Source organism: Nocardioides cremeus (genome assembly GCF_030518195.1).
Taxonomy (GTDB): domain Bacteria; phylum Actinomycetota; class Actinomycetes; order Propionibacteriales; family Nocardioidaceae; genus Nocardioides; species Nocardioides cremeus.
In genome coordinates this window covers 145,525-158,656 of record NZ_JAULSC010000004.1, presented here as the reverse complement: position 1 = coordinate 158,656, position 13,132 = coordinate 145,525, and the positions used below count along the sequence as shown (strand labels likewise).

Genomic DNA, 13,132 nt, shown 5'->3' with positions numbered 1-13,132 from the left:
GCGGACATGGGGGCCGAGTGGGTACGGAGCAGTCGCGCGGCGCCCCGCTGAAGCCGCTCGACGACCCGACCCCGCTGACCGGGCCGACCATCGACGTGGGCGTGCGGATCGGCTGGCTGCTGCGGATGGCGCGGCTGACTGCGCCCGAGCGCCCCGCCCACCGTCTGGGCGACATGGTGACGCGGCTGGAGTGGCAGGGCCTGCGCACCAGCACCTCCTCGCTGCACCGCGTCGAGACCGGGGCGGTGCGCGACGACCGGGTGGTGGCGGCGTACGAGGAGGCGCTCGCGCTGGCGCCGCACTCGTTGCGCGCCAGCATCGACATCGTGTGCCGCACCTTCCCCTACAGCCCGGTCGACCGCGCTCCGGTGCACCGCGTCTCCTCGCCCGAGGAGATGTCGCGGCTGCACGAGCCGGTGCTCGCGGGCGTCGCCGTGGGTGGTCAGTGGCGCGAGTGGGCGCGCGCGATGGCGCAGCAGGGCAACGTGGGCCTTCCCGTCCAGACGGCGATGGAGAGGACCACTGCCCTGGCTCGAGAGCTCGTGCGGGTGGCCGGCACGGGCTACTTCACCCGGTACGACGCCCTCGCCACGCTGCGGCGCAGCTCGTGGGGCGGGGTGGTGCGCGAGGCGGCCGGCGCGATGCTGGCCGACCCCCACGTGCAGCTGGTCAACGACGTGATGAGCGCGGTGGGGGAGGCCTACGACGACGACACCAGGTCGTGGATGGTCGACCTCCTCGGGCACCCGCGTGAGCTCCTGGTCGAGGGCGCCGCGATCGGGCTGAGCGTGATGGCCGAGGCGCACGCCGCGCCCGGCTTCTGGGCGCCGGTCCTCGACCGCGTCGTGGCCCACTACAACGCCGCGGCCCCGCAGGAGGGGACGCGGTGGCGCTGGTTGTCGCACGTGCTGCGGCTGGTGCCCGCCGACGAGCTCGCGGTGGTGCGCGGCGACGTGCTGCACGCGCCCGCTCCCGTCGCCGAGTCGCTGCGCCCCGCCGGCCGCGAGGCGCTGGTGCGCGCCTGCCAGAGCCATGCGGAGGAGGGCTCCGCGGCCCTGGGCCTGCCCCACCAGCCGCTGCTGGCCCGCCTGCTCTTCGAGGTGGTCGGGGAGGGGCGCTCCAGCCGCTCGCACGCCAGCGCCCTGCTCCTCGGGGCGCTGCCGGGGCTGCGACGGGTCGCGGTGGACGCCGTCGTCTCGATCGCGGAGGACCACCCCGACCCCTGGCTGCGTGACCGGGCGACGATCCGCGCCGCCTCGTTGATCGCCGACTACCTGCCACCGGCGCTGCGTCGACGCCTGCGGGCCGCCGGCGAGCTGTCGACGCACGAGATGGTCTGGTTGGTGGCCGCCGGTGTGCACGTCGACGACGACGTGCTGCGCCGGGCGATGCACGCCGGCGACTGGCTCTTCGGGCCCGGCGGCGTGCTCAACCTGATCGGTCTCTCCGGCTCGCCGGTGCTGGGCGAGCTGCTCGAGGAGCCCGGGTGGTCCGAGGAGGTCCGCGGCGCCGCCGCCTGGTGGACCCGCACGGGCGCCCGCCTGGTCGACCCCCTGCCGAGTCCCACCGACTGCTAGCCGGTCCCACCCCTGCGGCTGGGTCCGCCCGCGGCGGTGTTCTCTTTACCCTTGTCCCACAGCTGGTTCGCGGTCGGCTCGCAGCCGGCCACAGACCGGTCCTGGCCGGGACCGCACGACTGGGACATGGGGGTCGAGTGGGTACGGAGCAGTCGCGGGGTGTGCCGCTGAAGCCGCTCGACGACCCGACCCCGCTGACCGGGCCGACCATCGACGTGGGCGTGCGGATCGGCTGGCTGCTGCGGATGGCGCGGCTGACTGCGCCCGAGCGCCCCGCCCACCGTCTGGGCGACATGGTGACGCGGCTGGAGTGGCAGGGCCTGCGCACCAGCACCTCCTCGCTGCACCGCGTCGAGACCGGGGCGGTGCGCGACGACCGGGTGGTGGCGGCGTACGAGGAGGCGCTCGCGCTGGCGCCGCACTCGTTGCGCGCCAGCATCGACATCGTGTGCCGCACCTTCCCCTACAGCCCGGTCGACCGCGCTCCGGTGCACCGCGTCTCCTCGCCCGAGGAGATGTCGCGGCTGCACGAGCCGGTGCTCGCGGGCGTCGCCGTGGGTGGTCAGTGGCGCGAGTGGGCGCGCGCGATGGCGCAGCAGGGCAACGTGGGCCTTCCCGTCCAGACGGCGATGGAGAGGACCACTGCCCTGGCTCGAGAGCTCGTGCGGGTGGCCGGCACGGGCTACTTCACCCGGTACGACGCCCTCGCCACGCTGCGGCGCAGCTCGTGGGGCTCGGTGGTGCGCGAGGCCGTGGCCGAGGAGCTCTGCGACCCACATGTGCAGATCGCGAACGACACGATGAGCGCGGTGGGGGAGGCCTACGACGACCCGACCCGGTCATGGATGGTGGGCCTGCTCGCCGACCCGCGAGACGTCGTCGCCCAGGGCGCGGCGATCGGGCTGGGTGCCATGGCCGAGGTGCACGGAGCAGCCGACTTCTGGCAGCCGGTGCTCCCCGAGCTCGTCCGGCTCTACAACGACGCCGGGCCCGAGGGAGAGCGGTGGCGATGGCTCTCCCACCTGATGCGCCTGCTGCCGCCGGCCGAGCTCGCCACCGTGCGGTCGTTGCTGGACCACGCCCCGGCCCCGGTGGGCGAGTCACTACGGGCCGAGGGGCGCGACGCGCTGGTGCACGAGTGCCAGCGCCAGGCCGAGGAGGCCGCCGCCGCCCTCCAGCTGCCCTACCAGCCGCTGCTGGCCCGCCTGCTCTTCGAGGTGGTCGGGGAAGGGCGCTCCAGCCGCTCCCACGCCAGCGTGGTGCTCCTGAGCGCCCTGCCGGCGGTGCGCGACGCCTGCGTCGACGCCATCATCCACATGGCAGAGAACCACCCCGATCCCGCGATGCGGCGGAGGGCTGCCTCCCGCGTCAACATGCTGGTCGTCGACCACCTGCCGCACGCCACCCGTGATCGGCTCGTGTCCGCCCACGAGCTGACCCCGGACGAGCTGCGGTGGGCGGCCCGGGCCGGGATCCGGCTGTCCTCCGACGTCCTGCAGCGGGCGCTCTCGGAGCAGGTCCCCCTCTTCGGCCCGCTCGGGGTACTGGTCGCGATGGGGCTGTCGGGCTCGCCGTTGCTCTCCGAGATCCTCGCGGACCCCGAGTGGTCCGACGAGGTCCGCGGCGCCGCCGCCTGGTGGGCCCGCACGGGGAGCCGCCTCGTCGACCCCCTGCCGAGCCCGACCGAGGACTGAGCGGGCTCCCGCGCTCGGTGCCGAGGGCGCTGCGACAGGAGTTCACCGCCCGGGCACCCGGCGGCCGCCCGGGGTGGGGATGCCCGTCGACCCGCCCGCGCAGGCTGCCCCGATGCGTCCCCGCCTGCTGCTCGTGCTCGGCTGGGGCCTGGTGCTGCTCGGGGTCGTGCTCTACCCGCTGCCCGGGCCGGGGCTGCTGGTGCTCGCGGGAGGCGTGCACGTGCTCGCGCGCGCCGACGAGCGGGTGGCCGCCCGGCTCGCGCCGTGGCGGGCCAGGGGCCTGCGCGCCGCGGCCCGCTCGGTGGCGACGTGGCCGCGCACGCTGGTCTCGCTGCTGAGCACCTCGGCGCTGGCCGCGGCCGGGGTGCTGTGGCTCGTCGACCCCGCCGCTCCGTCGTGGTGGGCGCTGCCCGCCTGGGCGTGGCTGCCCGGCGGCACCTGGGCCGGGGTGGCCCAGGTCGCGTCCGGGGCGGTGGCCGTCGCGCTCGTGGTCTGGTCGCGCCTGCGGCTGGCCGCGACCGCGTCGCGTGCACAAGGGTCTGGCGGTGCTTGGAGCACTCTGGGATCGTAGGGCCATGAAGTCCGCTGCCCGCCGGGTCACGCTCGAGGTCGTGGGCTGGACCCTCGTCGTGATGGGCATCGCAGCCCTGGTGCTGCCTGGCCCCGGCCTGCTGATGCTCTTCGCCGGCATGGCCGTGCTCTCGCAGCAGTACGACTGGGCGGCCAAGCGGCTGGCCCCGGTGAAGTACCGGGCCATGCGCGGCGCGGCCGACGGGGTCAAGACGTGGCCGCGCATCCTCGGCTCCGCGACCGCGGCCCTCGTCGTGGCCGGCATGGGCGTCGTGTGGATCGTCGGCCCGGAGGCGCCCAGCTGGTGGATCCTGGACGACTCGTGGTGGCTGCTCGGCGGCGCCGCCACCGGTGTCACCCAGGTGGTCTCGGCCGCCATCGCCCTGGGCCTGATCGTCTGGAGCTACCGACGCTTCCACGGCAAGCCCGAGGCGGTGGCCGACCTCGAGCGCGACATCAGCGTCAGCGACTCCCAGCGCGAGACGGTCTGACCCGACGCGCGCCGGCAGTGCCCGGCCGCAGTGTCGGCGGGTCGTGCGATGCTGCCGCCGTGCCGCTCCACCTCCACCGCGCCACGCGCACCGACCGGCTCGCCGACGGACTCGGCGAGCTGCTCGCCGCGCCGCTCGACGACCCGTTCGCCGAGGAGGTCGTGGTGGTGCCCGCCAAGGGCGTGGAGCGGTGGCTGACCCAGCGGCTCTCCCACACCCTGGGTGCCGGTCCCCGTGGCGGCGACGGCATCTGCGCCGGCGTCCGGTTCCTCACCCCGCACTCCCTGGTCTCGTTGCTGCTCGACCGCGACCGCGACGACCCGTGGCAACCCGACCGCCTGGTCTGGCCGCTGCTGGCCACCATCGACGACTCCCTCGACGAGCCGTGGTGCGCCACGCTGGCCCACCACCTGGGCCACGGCCTGCGCGGCGACGACGCCGAGCTGCGGCGCGACCGGCGCTGGTCGGTGGCGCGCCGCCTGGCCGGCCTGCTCTCGTCGTACGCCGTGCAGCGGCCCTCGCTGGCCGGTGACTGGCGCGAGGGGCGCGACACCGACGGCGCGGGACGGGGCCTGCCCGACGACCTGGCCTGGCAGCCCGAGCTGTGGCGCCGGCTGCTGGAGCGGGTCCCGGCCGACCCGCCCGACGTGCGGCTGGCCCGCACCGTGGCCGCCCTCGAGGCCGGCGGCGACGACCTCGAGCTGCCCGGGCGGCTCTCGCTCTTCGGCCACACCCGGCTGCCGGTGAGCGAGGTCGCGCTGCTCGGCGCCCTGGCCGGGCGCCGCGACGTGCACCTGTGGCTGCCCCAGCCCTCGGGCGCGCTGTGGCAGGCGCTCGGCGACGTCGAGGGCCCGGTGCGGCGCCGTGCCGACCGCTCGGCCGAGCAGGCCGGCCACCCGCTGCTGGCCTCGCTGGGCCGCGACACCCGCGAGCTGGCCCGCACCCTGGCGCCCCTCGCCCCGCTCGACGAGCCGCTGGCCGAGCCCGAGGTGGTCCCGTCCACGCTGCTGGCCCGGCTCCAGCACGACCTGCGTGCCAACCGCGCCCCGGGCGCCGACGAGCGGGCCGGCCGGCTGCACGACCCGGCCGACCGCAGCCTGCAGGTGCACGCCTGCCACGGCCCGGCCCGCCAGGTCGACGTGCTGCGCGAGGTGCTGGTCGGGCTCCTCGAGGACGACCCGAGCCTGCAGCCGCGCGACATCCTCGTGATGTGCCCCGACATCGAGACCTACGCGCCGCTGGTCTCCGCCGGCTTCGGCCTGGCCGAGGCCGTCGAGGACAGCCCCGGCGGTGGGCACCCCGCCCACCGGCTGCGGGTGCGCCTGGCCGACCGGGCGCTGAGCAGCACCAACCCGTTGCTCGCCCTGGCGGGGCGCCTGGTCGAGCTGGCGGGCGGGCGGGTCACCGCCTCCGACGTGCTCGACCTGGCCGGCTCCGAGCCCTGCCGCCTGCGCTTCGGCCTCGGCGACGACGACCTCGACCGGATCGCGCGCTGGGTCGGCCAGGCCGGCATCCGCTGGGGCCTCGACGCGCCGCACCGTGCCGCGTTCTCCATGGCCCGCTTCGAGCACAACACCTGGCGCGCCGGGCTCGACCGGGTGCTGCTGGGCGTGGCGATGAGCGGCGACGACCACCGCAGGGTCGGGCGCGGCCTCCCGGTCGACGACGTCGGCAGCTCCGACATCGACCTGGTGGGCCGGCTGGCCGAGCTCGTCGACCGCCTCGACGGCTGTGTCACGGCACTCTCGACGGCCGACGACGCGACGTCGTGGATGAGCGCCCTGACCGACGGCGTGCGCAGCCTCGGCGACGTCGCCCCCGACGACGCCTGGCAGCTGGCCCAGCTCGAGACCGAGCTCTCGCGGGCCGCTGCCGCGGCCGCCGACGGCCCTGGCGTGCGGCTGCGCCTGGCCGACGTGCGGGCGCTGCTCGTCTCACGGCTGGGCGGGCGACCCACGCGGGCCAACTTCCGCACCGGCACCCTGACCGTCTGCACGATGGTGCCGATGCGCTCGGTGCCGCACCGGGTGGTCTGCCTCGTCGGTCTCGACGACGGCGTGTTCCCGCGCAGCCTGGCCCCCGACGGCGACGACGTGCTGGCCCGCGACCCGCTCACCGGCGAGCGCGACGTGCGCAGCGAGGACCGCCAGCTGCTGCTCGACGCCCTGCTCTCGGCCACCGAGACCCTGGTGGTGACCTACACCGGCGCCAACGAGCACTCGGGGGCCTCCCGGCCCCCCGCGGTCCCGCTGGGCGAGGTCCTCGACGCGGCCGACCGCACCTGCGCGGCCCCCGTGCGCGAGCACGTCCTCACCCACCACCCCCTGCAGCCCTACGACGCCCGCAACCTGGCCCCCGGCGCGCTGCTGGCCCACGACCCGCGACCCTTCAGCTTCGACACCGCCGCGCTGGGCGGGGCCCGGGCCGCGGTCGCCGAACGGGTCCCGCCCCCGCCGCTGCTGGCCGGCGACCTGCCGGCCCTTGAGCCCGGCGACGTCACCCTGGCCGAGCTGCGCTCCTTCTTCCTGCACCCGGTGCGCAGCTTCCTGCGCCAGCGCCTCGACGTGTCGGCGCCGCTGCAGCCCGACGAGGTCGGCGACGCGATCCCGGTCTCCCTCGACGCGCTGGAGGCCTGGGCGGTCGGTGACCACCTGCTGCGCGAGGTGCTCGCGGGCCAGGACCCGGTGGCGGTGATGACCGCCGAGCAGCTGCGCGGCACCCTGCCGCCCGGCGTGCTGGGCGAGCAGGCCCTGCGCGGCGTGGTCGAGGAGTCGCAGAAGCTCTTCGAGCGCACCGCCGACCTGCGCCAGGGCGCGCCGCGCACCCTCGACGTCGACGTCGACCTGGGCGGCGGGCGGCGCCTGACCGGCACCGTCACCGGCGTCCACGGCTCCAAGGTCCTGTCGCTGGGCTACTCCCGGCTCAAGCCCAAGCAGCGCCTCTCCTCGTGGATCGACCTGCTCGCGCTGTCGGCCGCCCACCCCGACGAGGTCTTCACCGCCCACGCCGTGGGCCGCGAGCGCGCCGGTCCGCGGCGCGCCCTGGCCGGGCCGCTCGACCACCGGGCCGAGGAGTGGCTGCGCCGCCTCGTCGAGCTGCGCGACCTCGGGCTGCGCCGCCCGCTGCCGCTGCCGGTGGCCACGGCGGCGGCCTGGGCCGAGGGCCACGCGCGCAGCCTGATGGGCGACGACGTGTCGCCCGACGACCTGGCGCGCAAGGCGTGGGGGACCGACCCGCACCACCCCTACGGCATCGAGGGCGAGGACGCCGACCCCTACCACCGGCGCGCCTTCGGCGACGGCGCCGACCTCGACGTGCTGCTGGCCGCCGGCCTGGGCGAGCACGCCTGGGCCGTCTGGGAGCCGCTGCTGACCGGCGCCGAGAGGGTGGGACCGCTGTGAGCGCCCCCGGCTTCGACGTCTGCGCCCCCGACCTGCCCACGCCCGGCACCACCACGCTGCTCGAGGCCAGCGCCGGCACCGGCAAGACCTGGACCATCGGGGCCCTGGTGACCCGCTACGTCGTCGAGGGCACGGCCCGCCTCGACGACATGCTGGTGGTGACCTTCGGCCGCGCTGCCAGCCAGGAGCTGCGCGAGCGGGTGCGCACCCAGCTCGTCGAGGCCGAGCGGGCGCTGGCCGGCGACCCCGACGTGCCCGCCGACACCGACCTGCTGCGCCTGGTCGTGGGCGACGGCGCCGACCGCGAGCTGCGGCACCGCCGGGTGCTCGAGGCGCTCGCGGGCTTCGACGGCGCCACCATCGCCACCACCCACCAGTTCTGCGCCCTGGTCCTGGAGTCGCTCGGCACCGCCGGCGACACCGACACGCGCGCCCGGCTCGTGGAGGACCTCGACGACCTGCTGCGCGAGGTCGTCGACGACCTCTACCTGCGCGCCTTCGCCTACGCCGACGGCGACCCGGTCTTCAGCCACGCCGACGCGCTCGCCATCGCCCGGGCCGCGGTCGGCGACCCCCAGGCCCGCCTCGAGCCGGCCGACGCCGACCCGGCCACCCCCGCCGGTCGGCGGGTCGCCTTCGCCCAGGCGGTGCGCGACGAGCTCGACCTGCGCAAGCGCCGCCTCGGCGTGCTCTCCTACGACGACCTGCTGCTGCAGCTGGCCCGCGCCCTCGAGGCGCCCGGCTCCCCGGCCCGGGCCCGCATGCAGGAGCGCTGGCGGCTGGTGCTGGTCGACGAGTTCCAGGACACCGACCCGGTGCAGTGGCAGGTGCTCGACCGCGCCTTCACCGGGGTGGCCACGATGGTGCTGATCGGCGACCCCAAGCAGGCCATCTACGCCTTCCGCGGCGGCGACGTCACGACGTACCTGCAGGCCGCGCGCAGCGCCGACCGGCACGAGACCCTCGGGGTCAACTGGCGCAGCGACGCCGCCCTGCTCGAGGCCACCCAGGCGCTGCTGGCCGCCGCCGAGCTGGGCGACGAGCAGATCGTCGTGCACCCGGTCAGCGCCCACCACCAGGAGCGCCGGCTCGTCGGTGCCCCGGTCGCGGCGCCGCTGCGGCTGCGCGCGGTGCGCCGCGACAGCCTGGGCCGCGGTCCGGGCACCTCGCTCGCCGTCGGCCAGGTCCGCCCGCACGTGGCGCGCGACCTGGCCCTCGACGTACGCCGCCTGCTCGCCTCGGGCGCCACCTTCGAGGGCCGCGAGCTCGAGCCCCGCGACGTCGCGGTCATCTCCTACCGCCACGCCGACCTGGCCGCCGCCCAGCGGGCGCTGGTCGAGGAGGGCGTGCCGGCGGTGATCGCCGGCGGCGGCAGCGTCTTCGCCACCCCGGCGGCCGTCGAGTGGCTGAGCCTGCTCGAGGCCCTCGAGCAGCCGCACCGCAGCGCCCGGGTGCGCGCGGCCGCACTGACCTGCTTCGTCGGGCGCAGCGCCGCCGAGCTCGACGGCGACCCCGGCCCGGGGGGCCGCAGCCGCGACGACGTCACCGACGAGGTGGCCGACGTGCTGCGCCGCTGGGCCGACCTGGCCGCGCGCCGTGGCGTCGCGGCGGTGCTCGAGGCGGCCTCCGCGGCCGGCCTGCCCGCCCGGGTGCTGCGCGAGGTCGGGGGCGAGCGCCGCCTCACCGACCTGCGCCACATCGGCGAGGCGCTCCACGAGACCGCGCAGCGCGAGCACCTGGGTCTGGTCTCGCTGCTGGCCTGGCTGCGTGAGCAGGTCGCCGAGGGCCGCGCCGGCCGCGGCGCCGAGCGCACCCGCCGCCTCGACTCCGACGCGGCCGCGGTGCAGCTGGTCACCATCCACGCCAGCAAGGGCCTGCAGTACCCCGTGGTCTACCTGCCGGCCCTCGCCGACCGGTTCGTGCCCAAGCCGGTGCGCCCGCTCTTCCACGACGACGACGGCCACCGCTGCCTCGACGTCGGCGGACCCCGCGACGCCGCGGCCGACGGCTGGGGCGAGAGCGTGCGGCGCTGGAGCGACGAGGAGGCCGGTGAGTGGTTGCGGCTGCTCTACGTGGCGATGACCCGCGCGCAGGCGCAGGTCGTGTGCTGGTGGGCGCCGACCAAGAACGCGCTGGCCTCGCCTCTGCACCGGCTGCTGTGCCGGCCCGACGGCGACCCGGTGGTGCCGCGCACGCCGCCGGTGCCGGGTGACGACGAGGTCGTCGGGCTCTTCGGCGCCTGGGCGCGCCGCGGCGGGCCGGTGCCCGAGGCCGCCCTGTGGGGCGACCCGCCGCCGGCCCCCCGCAGGGCCGCACCCGACCGGCTGGAGGCGCGCCGCTTCGGGCGCGAGGTCGACACCGCCTGGCGGCGCACGTCGTACTCCGCACTCACCGCCACACCGAGCGTCGACGGCGGCGACACCGGCAGGGCCGGCACCACGGGTGCCACGCCGTCCGGCGGTGCTGCCGTGGACGGGGTGGGCAGCGAGCCCGAGGTCACCCCCAAGGACGACGAGCCCGCCACCCGGCCCGACGCCGTCCCGGCGACGATCGACGGGCCGGGCGAGGCTCCGGTGCCCGTGGAGCTCCAGGTGCCCTCGCCGATGGCCGACCTCCCGGTCGGGGCGACCTTCGGCTCGCTGGTGCACGCGGTGCTCGAGCACGCCGACCCGGGGGCCGCCGACCTGCGCGCCGAGCTGCTGTCCCACGTGCACGAGCAGCTCGTGTGGTGGCCCGTCGACGTCGACCCCGAGGCGCTCGCCGACGCACTGGTCACCGTCTGCGACTCCCCGCTGGGCGGCGCCGCGCCCGGTCTGCGGCTGCGCGACGTCGGGCTGCGCGACCGGCTGCGCGAGATGGACTTCGAGCTGCCGCTCTCCGGCGGCGACCTCGCCGCGCCGCTCGAGGCCGGACCGGCGGGCCACGAGGTGCGCCTGGTCGACCTGGCCCCGCTGCTGCGGCGGCACCTGCCCGAGACCGACCCCGTGCGCGGGTACGCCGCGGCGCTCGAGCAGCCCGCTCTCGGCGACCAGCCGCTGCGGGGCTACCTGACGGGCTCGGTCGACGTGGTGCTGCGCGTCGCCGGTGACTGTGGTGGTCCAAGTGCCACGGGCGGTGGCGCCGCGCGGCCCGCTCCGCGCTACCTGGTCGTCGACTACAAGACCAACTGGCTCGGCCCGCCCGACGAGCCGCTCACCGCCCACGCCTACCGCCCGGCGGCCCTCGACGCCGCCATGGTGCACTCCGACTACCCGCTGCAGGCGCTGCTCTACGCGGTGGTGCTGCACCGCTTCCTGCGCTGGCGACAGCCGGGCTACGACCCCGAGCTGCACCTGGGCGGGGTGCTCTACCTCTACCTTCGCGGCATGTGCGGCGCCGGCACGCCCCTCGTCGACGGCGAGCCGTGCGGGGTCTTCCGCTGGACCCCGCCGGTGCCGCTGCTCGAGGCGGTCTCGGACCTTCTGGACGGAGCCCGGCCATGACGACGACGCCCACCACCGCCACGACGGCCGCCGCGGGTGCCGTCGCGCCGGCGGAGCCGCTCGGCCCGCACGACCGGCGCCGGGCCCGCTCGGCGAGCGGGCTGCTGGCCGGGTTCAACGACACCGGTCTGCTCGAGGCCGCCGACGTGCACGTCGCCCGCCGGGTCGCCGCGCTGGCCGGTGAGGCCGACGAGCAGGTGCAGCTGGCGCTCGCGCTGGCCGTGCGCGGGGTCCGCTCCGGCTCGACCTGCGTCGACCTGGCCGCCGTCCCGGCGCTGCTCGACCACGACGGCTGGCCCGAGCCCGCCGCCTGGGTCGAGGCGGTGGCCGGCTCGCCGCTGGTGGCCGAGGGCGTGCTGCACCTCGAGGGCGGCACCGTCTACCTCGACCGCTACCACCGTCTCGAGAGCCAGGTCTGCGACGACCTGGTCGAGCGGGTCGCGGCTCCCGCGCCCCCGGTCGACGCCGCCGCCCTCGAGGCGGCCCGGGCCCGCATCCGCGGGCACCGCCTCAGCGAGCAGCAGGAGCGGGCCGCCGTCGGCGCGGTCGGGCGCTCGACCACGGTCCTGACCGGCGGGCCCGGCACCGGCAAGACCACCACGATCGCCCGGCTCCTGGTGCTGCTCGCCGACCAGGCCGCCGCCCGCGGCGAGCGGTTCTCGGTCGCCCTGACGGCGCCCACCGGCAAGGCCGCCACCCGGCTGCAGGAGGCCGTTCTCGCCGAGCTCGCCGACCTCGACCCCGCCGACCGCGAGCGGGTCGGGCGCCCCGAGACGATGACCCTGCACCGGCTGCTCGGCTGGCGACCCGACAACGCCACCCGCTTCCGCCACGACCGCGGGAACCGCCTCAAGCACGACCTCGTCGTGGTCGACGAGTCCTCGATGGTCGAGCTGACGATGATGGGCCGGCTGCTCGAGGCGGTGCGCCCGCAGGCCCGGCTGGTGCTGGTCGGCGACCCCCGTCAGCTCACCTCGGTGGGGGCCGGGGCGGTGCTGGCCGACGTGGTGCGCGGCTTCGCCGACCACTTCGGCGAGGACGCGCCGGAGTCGCCGGTGGCCTCCCTGACCGAGAACTTCCGCTCGACCGAGCACATCAAGCAGCTGGCCGAGGCGCTGCGCGCGGGCGACGCCGACGAGGTGCTGGCCACGCTGCGCCGGCCCAGCGACGAGGTCGAGCTGGTCGAGCTCCCGGCCGTCGACTCGTCCGCGGACGGACCCGGTGCCCAGGCGTCGGGCCAGGTGTCGGGCCAGGCGCTGGGGCACGCCGTGGGCGAGGCGCTGCGCGAGCGCTCCCTCGACCTCGCCCTGCGGGTGCGTCGCCACGCCGTCGCCGGCGAGCACGAGCAGGCCGTGGCCGCCCTCGACACCCACCGGCTGCTGTGCGCCCACCGCGACGGGCCGTTCGGCGTCCGCTCCTGGAACCGGCAGGTCGAGCGCTGGCTCGCCGAGGAGGTCGGGGAGCCGGTGCTGGGGGAGTGGTACGTCGGTCGCCCGCTGCTGGTGACGACCAACGACTACGCGCTCGAGGTCTACAACGGCGAGACCGGGGCCGTGGTGCGCGCACCCGACGGCCGCCTGCGCGCCTGGATCTCCGGCTCCGAGCGGCTGCGCGACTTCGCGCCCGCCCGGTTGGAGGCGGTCGAGACGATGCACGCGATGACGGTGCACAAGAGCCAGGGCAGCCAGGCCGCGCACGTCACCGTGCTGCTGCCCGAGGCCGACTCGCGGCTGCTGACCCGCGAGCTCTTCTACACTGCCATCACCCGCGCCCAGGAGCAGGTGCGGGTGGTGGCCTCGGAGGCCGCGGTGCGGGCCGCGGTCGCCCGGGAGGCGCAGCGCGCGTCGGGCCTGCGCGACCGGCTGGCCCAGCGGTTGTCCCAGCGATTGGATGCCGGGCGCGCGTGACACGCGCCCG

7 protein-coding genes are annotated in these 13,132 nt (G+C 76.7%); all 7 read left to right on the top strand.

The genetic code is table 11. The features are described from left to right. The first annotated feature begins 17 nt into the window (after nt 1-17). The gene (locus QWJ41_RS06400) at nt 18-1,577 is read left to right on the top strand and encodes a hypothetical protein (protein WP_302706613.1); all 1,560 of its coding nucleotides are present in this window, start codon (nt 18-20) and stop codon (nt 1,575-1,577) included. 161 nt (nt 1,578-1,738) lie between these two features. Further along, complete coding sequence (locus tag QWJ41_RS06395) at nt 1,739-3,271, top strand: hypothetical protein (RefSeq protein WP_302706611.1); 1,533 nt, start codon at nt 1,739-1,741, stop codon at nt 3,269-3,271. Between the two features lie 112 nt (nt 3,272-3,383). After that, nucleotides 3,384-3,842 carry a PGPGW domain-containing protein gene (locus QWJ41_RS06390; RefSeq protein WP_302706610.1) on the top strand — a complete coding sequence of 153 codons (459 nt, stop codon included), beginning with the start codon at nt 3,384-3,386 and terminating at the stop codon, nt 3,840-3,842. A 4-nt stretch (nt 3,843-3,846) separates the two neighbouring features. Then, the gene (locus QWJ41_RS06385) at nt 3,847-4,332 is read left to right on the top strand and encodes a PGPGW domain-containing protein (RefSeq protein WP_302706608.1); all 486 of its coding nucleotides are present in this window, start codon (nt 3,847-3,849) and stop codon (nt 4,330-4,332) included. Nucleotides 4,333-4,391: 59 nt separating this feature from the next. Continuing rightward, nucleotides 4,392-7,733 (top strand): exodeoxyribonuclease V subunit gamma, encoded by a 3,342-nt coding sequence (recC, locus tag QWJ41_RS06380; RefSeq protein WP_302706606.1) that lies wholly within the window; start codon nt 4,392-4,394, stop codon nt 7,731-7,733. Then, on the top strand, nt 7,730-11,215 hold the full coding sequence (locus QWJ41_RS06375) for a UvrD-helicase domain-containing protein (protein ID WP_302706604.1): 3,486 nt from the start codon (nt 7,730-7,732) through the stop codon (nt 11,213-11,215). Before recC ends, QWJ41_RS06375 begins: the two co-directional genes overlap by 4 nt. Next, a complete protein-coding gene (recD, locus tag QWJ41_RS06370; protein ID WP_302706602.1) occupies nt 11,212-13,122 on the top strand; it encodes an exodeoxyribonuclease V subunit alpha in 1,911 nt (636 codons plus the stop codon). The genes QWJ41_RS06375 and recD overlap by 4 nt, the downstream gene beginning before the upstream one ends. The last annotated feature ends 10 nt before the right edge of the window (nt 13,123-13,132 follow it).